Raw genomic sequence first — 14,162 nt, forward strand, 5'->3', positions numbered from 1 at the left:
AGGTGCGGAGGGCGCGCGGGCGCCGCTCCGGGGACGGTGCACTCCTCCACTTCCCCGCCGGGGCCGATCCGAAACCGGATCGGGGGCGAGCCCGTCGCCGATCCGGGGGCGGATTCCGGAGGCGGCGTGTCTAGGCGCGCACCACCCGGGTACCGGACGGATGCGTCCGCCACTCCGCGGGCGCCCCCGACCGAGAGGTGACCGTGACCATCGACATCACGACCCCCGCCACGACCGCCGCCGACGCCGTCCGCCGCGCGCGGACCGCGTTCCCCGCGTGGGCCGCCACCGCGCCCGCCGAGCGCGGCGCCCTGCTCCGTGCCGCCGCCCACCGCGTGGCCGAGCGCGAGCAGGAGCTCGCCGACCTCAACACGCAGGAGACGGGCAAGCCCGCCGGCGACGCCCTGGGCGGCGTCCGCGCCGGTGTCGACACGCTGCTCCAGTACGCCGAGCTCGGCCCGCTGCACCGCGGGAGGAGCCTGCGCGGAGGGGCCCTCAACGTCGATCTCGCCCTGCCGCACCCGCGCGGTGTCGTGCTCGCCCTCACTCCGTGGAACGACCCGGTCGCCGTCGCCGCGGGCCTCCTGGGCGCCGCGATCGTCTCCGGGGACGTCGTCGTGCACAAGCCGAGCGAGCGCAGCCCGGGCACGGGCGCCCTCTTCACGAGCATCCTCGCCGAGGCGCTGCCCGAGGGCGTGCTGACCCTGGTCGAGGGCGACGGGGCGGTCGGCGACGAGCTGGCGCGCACCGAGGGCGTCGATGTCCTCGCCCACGTCGGCTCGACCGCCACCGGCCGCGCGCTCGCCCGGGTCGCCGCCGTCACCGGCGCGCACGTGATCCTCGAGAACGGCGGCAACGACGCGCTCGTCGTCGACCGCGACGTCGACCCGGTCTGGGCCGCCGAGCAGGCCGCGCTGGGCGCCTTCGCCAACGCCGGCCAGATCTGCACCTCCGTCGAGCGGATCTACGTGCACCGCGACATCGCCGAGGCGTTCACGGCGGCGCTGGTCGCCGAGGCCGACCGCTGGAGCGCGGGCCCTCTCCCCCGCCTCGTCGACGCCCGCATGCGCGACGCCGTCCACGAGCACGTCACGGAGGCGCTCGGCAGCGGCGCGCGCGCCCTCACCGGCGGCACTCCCGGGGACGGCACCTTCTACCCCGCGACCGTCCTGGCCGACTGCACCGAGTCGATGCTGGTGATGACGGAGGAGACCTTCGGGCCCGTCGCGCCGATCCGCGTCGTCGACTCCTTCGACGAGGGCCTGGACCTGGCCGCCGCGAGCCCCTACGGCCTGGCCGCCTCGATCCTCACCGCCGACATGGAGCACGCGCACCGCGCCGCGGCGACGCTGCCGGTCGGCACCGTCAAGGTCAACGGCGTCTTCGGAGGAGCGCCGGGCGGCAGCGCCCAGCCCCGCGGAGCATCCGGCTCCGGCTTCGGCTACGGCCCGGAGCTGCTCGACGAGATGACCACCACCACGGTCGTGCACTTCGGCCTGCCCGTCCTGCCGGGAGGCGCGCGATGAGCCTCGAGGGCTCGGCGCTCCAGCGGGCGAGCGCCCTCCTGGCGCACGTCCACGAGCGCCCGCCCGTCGTCGCCGTGATCGGGGACCTCATCCTCGACTCCTGGTGGCTCGGCGAGGCGGAGCGCGTCACGCGGGAGGCGCCCGCGCCGGTCCTGCGGCTCGAGGACGTCGTCGACGTCGCGGGCGGGGCCGCCAACACCGCCGCCAACCTGCGCGCGCTGGGCGCCGTCGTCCGCACGGTCGGCGTGGCCGGTCGCGACTCCGAGGGCGACCGGCTCGTGCGCGCGCTCGAGCGGGCCGGCCTGGACACCTCCCGGGTCGTCCGCACCGGCGCCGCGACGACGATCAAGACCCGCGTGGTCGGCGGCGACAGCGTGATGCTGCGCGTCGACTCCGGCCCGCACCGCCCGGCCGACGACGAGCTGGCCCTGCTCGCCGGTGCCGCCGCCGAGGCCGCCGCGGGCGCCGACGCCGTCCTGGTCTGCGACTACGGCTCGGGGATCCTCCGCGAGGCCGTCGAGCGCCTGCTCGCCGTCGGGCGCCCCGGCCTCCTCGTGATCGACGCGCACGAGCTCGCCGACTGGGCCTTCGCCCGGCCGGACCTCGTCACCCCGAACGCCAAGGAGGCGGAGCGGCTGCTCGGCGGTTCCCTCGGCCGCGGGACGGAGCGGGCCGCCGCCGTGCGCGACGCGGCGGACGACCTGCGCGCCCGCTCGGGCGCCCGGCACGTCGTGGTCACCCTCGACCGGGACGGCTCCACCGCCCTCGACGCCGACGGCACGGTCAGCCGCACCTTCGCTCAGCCTGCGGAGGAGAAGCAGGCATCCGGTGCCGGCGACACCTTCGCCGCGACCGCCACCCTCGCCCTCGCCGCCGGCCGCTCCCTGGCCACCGCCGTCGATCTGGCGCAGGCCGCCGCCGACGTGGTCGTGCAGCGCCCCGGTACCTCCGTCTGCTCGGGCGACGACCTGCTCGCCTCCCTCGCCGCTCCCGGCGCCGTCGTGCTCGGCGAGGACGCCCTCGTCGAGGTCCTCGCGGAGCAGTCGCGCCGCGGTCGCCGCGTGGTGTTCACCAACGGCTGCTTCGACGTCCTGCACCGCGGCCACACCGCCTACCTCCGCCAGGCCCGCGAGCTCGGCGACGTGCTCGTGGTCGCGGTGAACGACGACGACTCCGTCCGGCGGCTGAAGGGCGAGGGACGGCCGATCAACCCGGAGGGCGACCGCGCGGGTGTGATCGCCGAGCTGGGCTGCGTCGACTACGTGACTCTCTTCGGCGGAGACACCCCCATCCCGCTGCTCGAGCGCGTGCAGCCCGACGTCTACGTGAAGGGCGGGGACTACAACCCCGACATGCTCGCGGAGGCGGCCGTCGTCCGCTCCTACGGGGGCGTCGTCACCACGGTCGGCTACGTCTCGGAGCACTCCACGACCGAGATGGTCCAGCGCATCCGATCGACCGCGCCGTGACCAGCCGCCGGTGGTCCGGGCGCTGGGGGGTCCCGGAGGCTCCCCGGCAGCCGCTGATCGACGTACTGGTGCCGACGGTCGGCCGCCGTGCCGAGCTCGCCGCCACGCTCGCCGGACTCGCCGCCCAGGACGACCCGCCCTTCCGCGTGATCGTGAGCGACCAGTCCGACAACGCGGTCGCCGAGAGCGACCCGACGATCCTCGCGATGCTGCGCGTGCTGGAGGCGCAGGGCCGGGCTCCGGTGGTGCGCCGGCACCTGCCCCGGCGCGGGCTCGCGGAGCAGAGGCACTACCTCCTCTCCCTCGCCACCGCCCCGGCCGTCCTCTTCCTCGACGACGACGTGTGGCTCGAGCCGGGCACGCTCTCGCGGCTGCACGAGGCCCTCGAGCGCCTCGACTGCGGCTTCGTCGGCTCCGCGGTGCAGGGCCTGTCCTACCTCGAGGACGTGCGCCCGCACGAGACCGAGTCGTTCGAGACCTGGGAGGAGCGCGTGGAGCCCGAGCGGGTGCGGCGCGGAACCCCTGAGTTCGAGCGCTGGCCGCTGCACAACGCGGCGAATCTCACGCACGTCGCCGCCCGCCTCGACGTCCCGGAGGGCGCCTGGCGCGCGTACCGGGTCGCCTGGCTGGGCGCGTGCGTCCTCTACCGCCGCGACGCCCTCCTGGCCGTCGGCGGCTTCGACTTCTGGGAGCAGCTGCCCCCGGAGCACAGCGGTGAGGACGTCGCCGCGCAGTGGCGCGTCATGGAGCGCTTCGGCGGCGCGGGCCTCGTGCCCAGCGGCGCCGTGCACCTCGAGACGCCCACGACGGTCACCGACCGGCGCGTCGACGCCTTCGACCGGCTCTTCGCCGAAGAGCACTCGTAACACTCAGCAAGGCGACGAAAGGACAGCACGATGGACGCACCCAACCCGATCCAGATCCAGAAGTACCTCTCGGGCATCGACTACCCCGCCTCGAAGGACACGATCGTCGAGACCGCGGAGAAGGAGGGCGCGGACGGCGACGTCCTCGAGGCCCTCCGTGCGATCCCGGACGGCGACTACGAGAAGCCCACCGACGTGAGCTCGGCCGTCTCGAAGGTCTGACCCCCTCCGCGGGACGCCGCTCCGGTGCACGGCACGCCGTGCCTGCCGTACCGGAGCGGCGTCCCGCGACCGGCGACCGGCCGGCGCGGAGAGCCGGGGTCAGGCGGAGGCGTGCTCGCGCTCGCGCAGGACGCCGGACTCGAGCGCCTGGAACGACAGCACCTTGTAGCCCTCGGACTCGAAGAAGATCGTCGCCCGGTCGGCCTCCACGCTCATCACGGTGCCGGCGCCCCACTCGCGGTGCTCCACCGACTCGTCGACGCTCAGAGGGGCGTCCACGGGCGCCTCGACGGTCTCGCCGCTCGCCTCGTGCCGCTCGCAGCCGTCGCAGTTGCCGCACCACTCGGCCGACTCCACGCCGAAGTAGTCCAGCAGGACTCGGCGGCGGCACTGGCTGGTCTCCGCGTAGGCGCGCATCATCGACAGGCGCGACTCCGCGATCCGCTCGCGGGAGGCCAGAGCCTCCTTCACCGCGTGCACGGCCTCGTCGCCCGAGGCCTCGCGCGTGGCGCGCAGACCGGACCCGGTCTCCACCAGCCCCGCGTCCGCGAGATCGTTGACGATCCGGGCGATCGTGCGGGCCGGCTTCCCCAGCTCCTTCGCGAGAGCCGCGGAGTCGAGCCCCGGCTGCTCCGAGACGGCCGCCCAGATCACGCGCAGCGCGGCCTTGTCGACCGAGCGCTTGGCGAAGAAGCGGCGGAGACCCAGGTCCTCGGCGCGGTAGTGCAGCGCGCCCGTGGCCGGCTCGCCGTCGCGGCCCGCGCGGCCGATCTCCTGGTAGTACGCGTCGAGCGACTCGGTGGTCGTCGCGTGCAGCACGAAGCGGACGTCGGCCCGGTCGATGCCCATCCCGAAGGCCGAGGTCGCGACGACGACGTCGAGCTCGCCGGCGCGCCACTGCTCGTGCACGACCTTGCGCTCGGACACCTTGAGCCCGGCGTGGTACGCCGCGACCCGGCGCCCCTCCGCCGCGATGTCGGCCGCGTAGGCCTCCGTCTCCTTGCGGGTGGCGACGTAGACCAGGCCCGGAGCCGTCCAGCTGCGGGCCTCCTCGACCACGGCGGCGCGCTTCTCGTTCTCGCTCTCGTGGCGGTGCACCACCAGCCGGATCTCCGGACGGTCGACGCCGTGCACCTGGATCTCGGGGTCGGTCATGCGGAGGCGCTCGATGATCTCGTCGCGCACCGGCCCGGAGGCGGTGGCGGTCATCGCCAGCACCGGCGGATCACCGAGCTCGCCGCGCACATCGGCCAGGCGGAGGTAGTCGGGGCGGAAGTCGTGGCCCCAGGAGGAGACGCAGTGCGCCTCGTCGACGACCAGGAGCGACACCCCCGCGGCCGCCAGACGCGCCACGTTCTCGGGCTTGGCGAGCTGCTCGGGCGCCAGGAGCACGTAGAGCGGGCCGCCCTCGTCGATCCGGTCCCAGGCGCGGGCGACGGCCGCGGCGCCCTGGGAGGAGTTGATCGCGACGGCGGGCGGGGCCGCCGGAGCCGCCTCGATCGCGGCGAGCTGGTCGGCCTGCAGGGCGACGAGCGGGGAGACGACCAGGACGACGCCGCCGCGCTCGGCTCCGGCGATCTGGTAGACCGCGGACTTGCCGCCGCCCGTCGCCAGCACCAGCAGCGTGTCGCGCCCGGAGGCCGCCGACTCGATCGCCTCGCGCTGACCGGGGAGCAGCGACGACCAGCCGAAGTCCTCCCGAGCGATGCGGCTGACAGAGTCGGTGCGGGAGGAGTTCATAGCTCGACGCTACGACCAGACGGCCCCGGAGGCAGTCCGCTTGACAGCGCCGGGGAGCACGGTGAAGGCGCGTCGCCCGGCCTCGCGGCCCGCCTCTGCCCCCTCGCCCCCGCGCTGTCAACGTCCTGCGGAGGGGCCCGTCGCGTGCTGGGCTGGAGCCCCGACGAGAGGAGCCGACATGGCCGACCAGAACGTGAACGAGGACCTTCCCGGATCCGGCGGCGACGCCGTCCCGAACACCGGCGGCGCGCAGACGGTGCTGCCCGGCGAGGACGCGGCCGACGCCTCCGCCGCGGGGGCCGCTCCCGGGGGCACCGCGATCGACCGCGGTGTCACGGACGCCGTGACCGACGGCGACAGCGGAGGGGACACCGTCTCCGGCGACGCCGACCTGCCGGACGAGACCGAGGGCGCGGTCGGCAGCGACCCGGCGAGCGCCGACTGACGTCCCGCTCGGACGCGTCCGGCCCGCCGGATCCGAGGATCCTTGCGGGCCGGAGGCGCTCGTCCCTCCGCGGAGGAGGGCCCGGGCTCAGCGCCGGACGACCACCGGGTTGAACAGCGTGCCGATGCCCTCGACGTCCACCGCGACGGTGTCGCCGTTCGCGATCGGCCCGACGCCGGCGGGCGTCCCGGTGAGGATCACGTCCCCGGGGAGCAGCGTGAAGATGCGCGAGACGTAGGCCACGAGCTCGGGCACCCCGTGGATCATGTCGCCGGTGCTGCCCGACTGCTGCACGCGCCCGTTGACGCGCGTCTCGATCGCGCTCTCGTTCCAGACGAACTCGGTCTCGATGACCGGACCGAGCGGGCAGAATGTGTCGTAGCCCTTCGCCCGCGCCCACTGGCCGTCGGAGCGCTGGAGGTCGCGCGCGGTGACGTCGTTGGCGATCGTGTACCCGAAGACCACGTCCTCGTAGTCCTCCGCGCGGACGTTGCGGGCCACGGCGCCGATCACGATCGCCAGCTCGCCCTCGAACTCCACCTGCTGGCTGTCCTCGGGGAGGACGATCGCCTCGTCCGGGCCGATGACCGACGTGTTCGGCTTGAGGAACACCAGCGGCTCCGCCGGGGCGTCGCCGCCCATCTCGGCCGCGTGGTCGGCGTAGTTCTTCCCGATGCCGACGACCTTGGAGCGCGGGATCACCGGCGCGAGGAGCTTCGCCTCCGCGATCGGGATGCGCTCCCCCGTGGTGTCGAACCCGGCGAACATCGGGTCGCCGGCGAGCACGACCAGGTCGTCCTCGTCCACGATCCCGAAGTGGATCGCTCCCCCGTTGTCCCCGTCGCGCTGCGTGGCGAATCGTGCGATCTTCATGCGTCCAGCCTCGTCATCCATCCGTGCGTGTCCTCGCGGCGTCCGTACTGGATGCCGGTCAGCTCCTCGCGGAGCGACATCGTGAGCTCCCCGGCGGGCGCGCCCTCGCGGCCGACGGAGAAGCCCTCGCCCTTGAGCTCGGCGATCGGGGTGATCACGGCGGCGGTCCCGCAGGCGAACACCTCGACCACGTCGCCGGAGGCCACTCCGTCGCGCCACTCGTCGATGCTCACGCGGCGCCGCTCGACGCGGTGGCCGCGGTCCTCGGCGAGCTGCAGGACGCTGTCGCGCGTGATGCCCTCGAGGATCGAGTCCGATTCCGGAGTGACCAGCGTGCCGTCCTTCTTCACCAGCACCACGTTCATGCCGCCCAGCTCCTCGATCCACTGCGACTCCTGCGAGTCGAGGAAGAGGACCTGCGCGCAGCCGTGGCTGTAGGCCTCCTGCTGCGGGAGGAGGGAGGAGGCGTAGTTGCCACCCGTCTTCGCCGCTCCCGTGCCGCCCTTGCCCGCCCGGGCGTAGGAGGTGGAGAGCCAGATCGACACGGGGGCGACGCCGCCCGAGAAGTAGGCGCCGGCGGGGCTGGCGATCACGTAGTAGCCGACGTCCTCGGCCGCGCGCACGCCGAGGAACGCCTCCTGCGCGAACATGAACGGGCGCAGGTAGAGGCTGGTCTCCGGTTCCGAGGGGACCCAGTCGCCGTCGACCGCGATCAGCTGCCGCAGCGACTCGACGAAGAGGTCCGTCGGGAGCTCCGGCAGCGCGAGACGGCGGGCCGAGCGCTGCAGGCGGCGCGCGTTCGCCTCCGGGCGGAAGGTCCAGACGGAGCCGTCCTCGTGGCGGTAGGCCTTCATCCCCTCGAAGATCTCCTGCGCGTAGTGCAGGACGGCGGCGGCGGGGTCGAGCGCGAGCGGGCCGTAGGGCTCGACGCGGGCGCTGTGCCAGCCGTCCGCGCGGGTCCAGCGGAGGCCGACCATGTGGTCGGTGAAGTGCATGCCGAAGCCGGGGTTCGCGAGGATCCGGGCGCGCTCCTCGGCGGAGCGGGGCGCGGGGGCGGCGGTCACCTCGAACGCGAGGTCGGCGGGGGCGGAGTCGGTGCTCATCGTGGTGGTGTCCTTCTGCGGGGGATCAGCGGAGGCGGGCGACGACGGAGTCGCCGATCGCGGCCGTGGAGCGCGGGGTGCCGTCGCGCGACTCGATGTCGGCGGTCACGGCCGCGGTGACGCGGGCGGCCTCGTCGCTCCGGCCGAGGTGGTCCAGCAGCATCGCGGCCGAGAGGATCGCGGCGGTCGGGTCGGCGAGCTGCCGTCCGGCGATGTCGGGCGCGGATCCGTGGACCGGCTCGAACATGCTGGGGAACGCGCCGTCGGGGTTGATGTTGCCCGAGGCCGCGAGTCCGATGCCGCCGCTGATCGCGCCGGCCAGATCGGTCAGGATGTCGCCGAAGAGGTTGTCGGTGACGATGACGTCGAACCTAGCAGGGTCGGTCACGAGGAAGATCGTGGCGGCGTCCACGTGGAGGTAGTCGACGGCCACGTCCTCGAAGGCGGCCCCCACCTCGTCGACGATCCGCTTCCAGAGCGAGCCGGAGAAGACGAGGACGTTCGTCTTGTGGACGAGCGTCAGCCGGGAGCGGCGCGTGCGGGCGAGCTCGAACGCGTGGCGGACGACGCGCTCGACGCCGTAGGCGGTGTTGACCGACACCTCGTTGGCGACCTCGTGCGGGGTGCCCTGCCGGATCGAGCCGCCGGTGCCGACGTAGGGCCCCTCCGTGCCCTCGCGGACGACCACGAAGTCGACCTCGCCGGGAGCCGCGAGCGGCGAGGCGACGCCCGCGTAGAGACGGGTGGGCCGCAGGTTGACGTAGTGGTCGAGCTCGAAGCGCAGCCGCAGGAGCAGCCCGCGCTCGATGTTCGCGTCTCGGAGGCGCGGGTCGCCCGGTGCTCCGCCGACGGCGCCCAGGAGGATCGCGTCGTGCCCCGCGATCGCCGCGAGGTCCTCGTCGGTGAGGACGTCGCCGGTCTCGAGGTAGCGGGCGGCGCCGAGCGAGAAGGTGGTCGTCTCGAGCACCAGGTCGGAGTCGGCGGTGACGGCGTCGAGGACCTTGACGGCCTCGGCGGTCACCTCGGGCCCGATCCCGTCTCCGGGGATGACGGCGAGCTTCACGGTGCGGGGCATGGCGGTCCTCAGGCGTACGGGGTCGGAGTCCCCCCAGCGTACTCGCGGCCCGCCCGCGCCGCGGTCCGGGGCACGCGCCCCGCCGGGCGGGCGAGGGGCCGCCCGGGAGTCGCTGCGCGTCCCGGGCGGCCTCCCTCGGGAGGAGAGGAGGAGCGTCAGCTCCGGCGGAGGCGCCAGGCGCCGACCGCGGCGGCGGCCAGCACGAGGACGACACCGAGCCAGGCCGACCAGCCGACGCCCGAGTCGAACGCCGCGCTCGCCGACGCGACGAGGCTCGCGGCGGAGTCGGCGGGCAGCTCGCCGGCGACCGAGACGGCGCCGCCGAGGGTCTCCCCGGCCCGCTGCGCCTGCGCGGCGTCGAGGCCCTCGGGCAGCACGACTCCCCCGCGGTACACGGCGGTGAGGACCGTGCCGAGCGTCGCGGTGCCGAGGACGGCACCGAGCTCGTAGGCGGTCTCGGAGACGGCGGAGGCCGCACCGGCCTTGTCGGCGGGCGCGTTGGCCAGGATCAGCTCGTTCGACACCGTCTCGGCCGCACCGATGCCCAGGCCGAGGAACGCGAAGGCGACGGCGACGGTGAGCGCGGACGCTCCTCCGGGCGCCCCGCTGCCGAGGGCCAGCAGGATGTACCCGACGGCCGAGACCAGCAGTCCGGCCGGGACGACGAGGCGCGGAGCGACGCGGCGCGCGATCGGCACCACGCCGAGCCCGGCCAGGATCATCACGGCGAGGCCCGGCACGAGCACGAGGCCCGCCTCCAGGGGCGAGAGCCCGACCACGAGCTGCAGGTGCTGCGAGAGGAAGAAGAGCCCGCCGACCAGCGCGGTGACGCTGAGGAGGTTGACCACGATCGCCGCACTGAACGAGCCGCGGCGGAAGAGCGAGAGATCGAGCATCGGCGAGGCCCGGCGCTGCTGGCGGCGGACGAACAGAACTCCCGAGACGACGCCCACGACGAGCGCCGCGACGCCGACCGCGTCGATCCCGTGCTCGGCGAAGGACTTCACCGCGTAGACGACCGGCGCCATGGTCGCCAGCGACAGCAGGATGCTGACCACGTCGACCGGGCCGGGCTGCGGGTCGCGCGACTCCGGCACCAGGATCGGCACCAGGACGACCAGCGGGAGCAGCACGGGCACCGCGAGCAGGAACACCGACCCCCAGGGGAAGTGCTCGAGCAGCACGCCGCCGACCAGCGGGCCGATGCCCGAGCCCACGGCGAAGCCGGTCGCCCAGATCGCGATCGCGAGGCGGCGCTGGTCGCGGTCGGGGAAGACGCTGCGCAGGAGCGAGAGCGTCGAGGGCATCAGCATCGCGCCGAAGAAGCCCAGTGCCGCGCGGGCGCCGATGAGCGCCGCGGCGGTGGGAGCGAACGCGGCCACGACCGAGACGGCGGCGAAGCCGACCGCGCCGACCAGCAGGAGGCGCCGCCGCCCGACGCGGTCGCCGAGGCTGCCCATCGCCACCAGCAGGCCCGCGAGCACCAGCGGGTAGGCGTCGACGATCCACAGCAGCTCGGTGCCGGAGGGGCCCAGATCCTCGGCGATCGAGGGGAGCGCGAAGTTCAGCACCGTGTTGTCGACCGAGACCAGCAGCACCGGGAGCATCAGCACCGCGAGCGCCACCCAGGCGCGTCGCCCGACCCTGTCGGCGGCGCCGGCGGTGTCGTGGGTGGAGACGGGAGCGGTGCGCGCGGACACGGGGACGACCTTTCAGAGGAGAACGGAGAGAGTATACCGTCCGGCCGGTACAGTCGCCACTGATCCGCCGTAGGATGGTCGCCGTGCCTCCTGCCCCCGCCCGCGACCGCGTCCTCGACGCGTTCGAGCAGCTCCTCATCGAGCAGGGCGAGCGCGCCGCGACCCTCGACGCCGTCGCCCGCGAGGCCGGAGTCTCCAAGGGCGGGCTGCTCTACCACTTCCCCTCGAAGGACGCCCTCGTCGACGGGCTCCTGCAGCGCCTCGACGCGCGGCGGGAGGCGGACGTCGCGCAGAGCCTCGCCGCTCCCGAGGGCGTGGTCGCCTACCTGCTGCGCACCTCCTTCGCCGCCGACTCGGCCTTCGACCGCACGATCCTCGCCGTGTCGCGCATCGCGCAGGGGCACGACGAGCGCGCCAGCGGGGGCCTCGCGCGGATCCACGACAGCTGGAACGAGGTGGTCGCCGACGCCGTGGGCGACCCGCTCGTCGCCCGGGCGATCGTCCTGATGAGCGACGGGCTCTACTACAACTCCGCCCTGCTCCCCACGGGCTCGCCGTCGCGCGGCGAGGCCGAGGACGTCCTCGCGGTCGTCCAGCGCCTCCTCGGGAGCTGAGCCGCGCCGCCCCCGGCGGACCCGCTACAGCTCGACGACCCCGTCGATCAGGGTCACCGTCGCGCCGCCGATCCAGATCGCGCCGTCCGTGCTCTCGACGCGCACGCGCCCGGCTCGGCCCAGCGCCGCCCCCTGGGCGGCCGTGTAGCGCTCGGGCAGCACGCCGCTGCCGATCAGCCACTGGGCGATCCCCGCGTTGAGGCTCCCCGTCACCGGGTCCTCGGACACACCGGCGTCGGGGATGAACGCCCGCACCTCGACCGCGCACTCGCCTCCCGCCGGATGCTCGCCCACGACGCCGACGGAGAGCCCGGCGAGGAGAGCCTGGTCCGGCCGCAGCGCGAGGACCTGCTCCGCCGACGCGAGCCGCACGGCCAGCCAGCCGGGACCGTTGTCGACCCACTCGTGATCGAGGATCTCCGCGCGCGGGATCCGCAGAGCCGCGGCCACCCGCTCGAGCGTCGCCTCGTCGACCGGTCCGGTCCGCCGGCGGGGCGGGGCGGCGAAGGCGATGCCCTCCTCCGTCACCCGCAGTCGGACGAGACCCGCGGCGCACTCCTGCACGAGCTCCCCCGCCGCGCGGGCCGTCCCTCCGGCCGCGAGCCAGGCGTGCGCGCTCCCGAGGGTCGGGTGCCCGGCGAAGGGCAGCTCCCCGCCCGGCGTGAAGATCCGCAGCCGGTAGTCGGCCGCGGGGTCGCTCGGGCGGAGGAGGAAGGTCGTCTCGGACAGGTTCGTCCAGCGCGCGAACTCCGCCATCGCGGCGTCGCCCACGCCGTCGCCGTCGACGACGACCGCCACCGGGTTGCCCCGGAACGGCGCGGCGCCGAAGACGTCGACCTGAGCGAACCGCCGCGTGCTCACTGCTCGGTGATGTCGATCTCCTGCATGAGGTCGGCGTCGATCGCGACGCGGACCTTCTCGAGCAGGCCGTCGGGGGCGGGAGAGTCGATGGTGATCACCGAGAGCGCCTTGCCGCCCGCCTCGGTGCGCGCGATCTGCATGCCCGCGATGTTGACCGCGGCGTCGCCGAACTCGCGGCCGTAGACCGCGACGATCCCGGGGCGGTCGACGTAGCTCATGACGACGAGGTGCTTCGCGAGGGGGACCTCGACGTCGTAGCCGTTGATCGCGACGATCTTCTCGACCTGCTTGGTGCCGGTCAGCGTGCCCGAGACCGAGATCTGCGAGCCGTCCGAGAGCGCGCCGCGCAGCGTGATCACGTTGCGGTACTCGTCCGAGACCGGCTCGGTGATCAGGCGCACCTCGATACCGCGCTGCTCCGCGAGCACCGGCGCGTTGACGTAGGACACCGTCTCCGAGACCACGTTGGTGAACACGCCCTTGAGAGCCGCCAGCTTGAGGACCTTCACGTCGTAGCCGGCGAGCTCGCCGCGCACCTCGACGTCGATGGAGGTGACCGGCGAGTCCGCGAGGCCCGAGAAGACCTGGCCGAGCTTCTCGACCAGCGGGATGCCGGGGCGCACGTACTCGTCGATCACGCCGCCGGCGACGTTCACGGCGTCCGGCACGAGCTCGCCCGAGAGCGCGAGGCGCACCGAGCGGGCGACCGAGACGCCGGCCTTCTCCTGCGCCTCGTCGGTCGAGGCCCCGAGGTGCGGAGTGACGACCACGTTCTCGAGGGCGAGCAGCGGCGATCCGGTCGGCGGCTCCTTCACGAACACGTCGAGTCCGGCGCCGGCGATGGTCTTCGCGACGAGCGCGCGGTGCAGCGCGTCCTCGTCGATGAGGCCGCCGCGGGCCACGTTCACGATGAACGCCGACGGCTTCATCAGCGCCAGCTGATCGTCCGAGATCATGCCCGTCGTCTCGGGGGTCCTCGGCATGTGGATCGTGATGAAGTCGCTCTCGGCCAGCAGCTCCTCCAGGGAGAGGAGCGTGACGCCGAGCTGCTGCGCGCGGGCGCTGGTCACGTAGGGGTCGTAGGCGACGACGTTCACGCCGAAGGCCTGCAGGCGCGCGGTGATCAGCGCGCCGATGCGGCCGAGGCCGATGATGCCGACGGTCTTCTCGTAGAGCTCGACGCCCGTGTACTTCGAGCGCTTCCAGAGGCCCTGCGCGAGCGCGCTGTGGGCGGCGGGGATGTGGCGGGCGAGGCTCAGGATGTGGCCGACGGTGAGCTCGGCGGCCGAGATGATGTTCGAGGTCGGTGCGTTCACGACCATGACCCCCGCGGCGGTCGCGGCGGTGATGTCGACGTTGTCCAGACCCACACCGGCGCGGGCGATCACCTGGAGCGAGGGGGCCGCGGCGATCGCCTCCGCGTCGACCTGCGTCGCGGAGCGCACGAGGATCGCGTGCGCCGTGGCGAGGGCCTCGAGCAGCGCCGGGCGGTCGGTGCCGTCCACGGAGCGGATCTCGAAGTCGGGACCGAGCGCGTCCACGGTGGCGGGCGAGAGTTCTTCGGCGATCAGGACGACCGGCTTTGTCACGAGAGGCGCTTCCTTCGGAGAGGGGACGGAGCGGGCACCGAGGCGGGGGCGTCGGCAGCCCCCCGACACTGTAGCGGAG

The 14,162-nt window shown here is 74.1% G+C and carries 13 protein-coding genes; 6 read left to right on the forward strand and 7 right to left on the reverse strand.

Annotated elements, in window-relative coordinates; translation table 11 throughout:
* Positions 1–203: 203 nt before the first annotated feature.
* The 4 genes from C5D50_RS14405 to C5D50_RS14420 are packed head-to-tail and all read left to right on the forward strand — an operon-like array spanning position 204 to position 4,083.
* Positions 204–1,526: an aldehyde dehydrogenase gene (locus tag C5D50_RS14405; protein WP_258063235.1), complete on the forward strand. Its 1,323-nt coding sequence runs from the start codon at positions 204–206 to the stop codon at positions 1,524–1,526.
* Entirely contained in the window at positions 1,523–2,995 is a 1,473-nt protein-coding gene (gene rfaE2 / locus C5D50_RS14410) for a D-glycero-beta-D-manno-heptose 1-phosphate adenylyltransferase (RefSeq protein ID WP_104256011.1), read from the forward strand. Before C5D50_RS14405 ends, rfaE2 begins: the two co-directional genes overlap by 4 nt.
* Positions 2,992–3,861, forward strand: a complete 870-nt coding sequence (locus tag C5D50_RS14415) for a glycosyltransferase family A protein (protein ID WP_219814725.1) — start codon at positions 2,992–2,994, stop codon at positions 3,859–3,861. Before rfaE2 ends, C5D50_RS14415 begins: the two co-directional genes overlap by 4 nt.
* Before the next feature lie 30 nt (positions 3,862–3,891).
* Positions 3,892–4,083: a DUF2795 domain-containing protein gene (locus C5D50_RS14420; protein WP_104223528.1), complete on the forward strand. Its 192-nt coding sequence runs from the start codon at positions 3,892–3,894 to the stop codon at positions 4,081–4,083.
* 99 nt (positions 4,084–4,182) lie between these two features.
* Here the strand turns inward: C5D50_RS14420 and C5D50_RS14425 are convergent, their stop codons facing one another.
* Entirely contained in the window at positions 4,183–5,823 is a 1,641-nt protein-coding gene (locus C5D50_RS14425) for a RecQ family ATP-dependent DNA helicase (protein WP_104239270.1), read from the reverse strand.
* 178 nt (positions 5,824–6,001) lie between these two features.
* Here C5D50_RS14425 and C5D50_RS14430 point away from each other — a divergent pair, with 178 nt between their 5' ends.
* Positions 6,002–6,268, forward strand: coding sequence for a hypothetical protein (locus C5D50_RS14430; RefSeq protein WP_104226254.1), 267 nt, complete (start codon positions 6,002–6,004; stop codon positions 6,266–6,268).
* An 87-nt stretch (positions 6,269–6,355) separates the two neighbouring features.
* Here the strand turns inward: C5D50_RS14430 and C5D50_RS14435 are convergent, their stop codons facing one another.
* From C5D50_RS14435 to C5D50_RS14450, 4 genes are all read right to left on the reverse strand, one after another.
* Positions 6,356–7,141 (reverse strand): fumarylacetoacetate hydrolase family protein, encoded by a 786-nt coding sequence (locus C5D50_RS14435; RefSeq protein ID WP_104233223.1) that lies wholly within the window; start codon positions 7,139–7,141, stop codon positions 6,356–6,358.
* Positions 7,138–8,244 (reverse strand): branched-chain amino acid aminotransferase, encoded by a 1,107-nt coding sequence (locus C5D50_RS14440; protein WP_104239273.1) that lies wholly within the window; start codon positions 8,242–8,244, stop codon positions 7,138–7,140. Before C5D50_RS14440 ends, C5D50_RS14435 begins: the two co-directional genes overlap by 4 nt.
* A gap of 25 nt (positions 8,245–8,269) precedes the next feature.
* On the reverse strand, positions 8,270–9,319 hold the full coding sequence (locus tag C5D50_RS14445) for a 3-isopropylmalate dehydrogenase (protein ID WP_104257252.1): 1,050 nt from the start codon (positions 9,317–9,319) through the stop codon (positions 8,270–8,272).
* A gap of 155 nt (positions 9,320–9,474) precedes the next feature.
* Positions 9,475–11,019: an MFS transporter gene (locus C5D50_RS14450; RefSeq protein WP_258059394.1), complete on the reverse strand. Its 1,545-nt coding sequence runs from the start codon at positions 11,017–11,019 to the stop codon at positions 9,475–9,477.
* Positions 11,020–11,093: 74 nt separating this feature from the next.
* On the opposite strand from C5D50_RS14450, the gene C5D50_RS14455 reads away from it, so the two are divergent.
* Positions 11,094–11,633, forward strand: coding sequence for a TetR/AcrR family transcriptional regulator (locus C5D50_RS14455; RefSeq protein WP_104239274.1), 540 nt, complete (start codon positions 11,094–11,096; stop codon positions 11,631–11,633).
* 24 nt (positions 11,634–11,657) lie between these two features.
* Here the strand turns inward: C5D50_RS14455 and C5D50_RS14460 are convergent, their stop codons facing one another.
* Entirely contained in the window at positions 11,658–12,494 is an 837-nt protein-coding gene (locus tag C5D50_RS14460; RefSeq protein WP_104283814.1) for a PhzF family phenazine biosynthesis protein, read from the reverse strand.
* Positions 12,491–14,083 carry a phosphoglycerate dehydrogenase gene (serA, locus tag C5D50_RS14465; RefSeq protein ID WP_104223535.1) on the reverse strand — a complete coding sequence of 531 codons (1,593 nt, stop codon included), beginning with the start codon at positions 14,081–14,083 and terminating at the stop codon, positions 12,491–12,493. The genes C5D50_RS14460 and serA overlap by 4 nt, the downstream gene beginning before the upstream one ends.
* Between the last annotated feature and the right edge of the window lie 79 nt (positions 14,084–14,162).

Source organism: Rathayibacter sp. RFBD1 (assembly GCF_002932915.1).
GTDB lineage: Bacteria > Actinomycetota > Actinomycetes > Actinomycetales > Microbacteriaceae > Rathayibacter.

What these genes read in the sequence shown, in the direction of transcription:
- rfaE2 (WP_104256011.1), top strand. Translation starts at nt 1,523, where the DNA reads ATGAGCCTCGAGGGCTCGGCGCTCCAGCGGGCGAGCGCCCTCCTGGCG.
- C5D50_RS14420 (WP_104223528.1), top strand. Translation starts at nt 3,892, where the DNA reads ATGGACGCACCCAACCCGATCCAGATCCAGAAGTACCTCTCGGGCATC.
- C5D50_RS14425 (WP_104239270.1), bottom strand. Translation starts at nt 5,823, where the DNA reads ATGAACTCCTCCCGCACCGACTCTGTCAGCCGCATCGCTCGGGAGGAC.
- C5D50_RS14430 (WP_104226254.1), top strand. Translation starts at nt 6,002, where the DNA reads ATGGCCGACCAGAACGTGAACGAGGACCTTCCCGGATCCGGCGGCGAC.
- C5D50_RS14435 (WP_104233223.1), bottom strand. Translation starts at nt 7,141, where the DNA reads ATGAAGATCGCACGATTCGCCACGCAGCGCGACGGGGACAACGGGGGA.
- C5D50_RS14440 (WP_104239273.1), bottom strand. Translation starts at nt 8,244, where the DNA reads ATGAGCACCGACTCCGCCCCCGCCGACCTCGCGTTCGAGGTGACCGCC.
- C5D50_RS14445 (WP_104257252.1), bottom strand. Translation starts at nt 9,319, where the DNA reads ATGCCCCGCACCGTGAAGCTCGCCGTCATCCCCGGAGACGGGATCGGG.
- C5D50_RS14455 (WP_104239274.1), top strand. Translation starts at nt 11,094, where the DNA reads ATGGTCGCCGTGCCTCCTGCCCCCGCCCGCGACCGCGTCCTCGACGCG.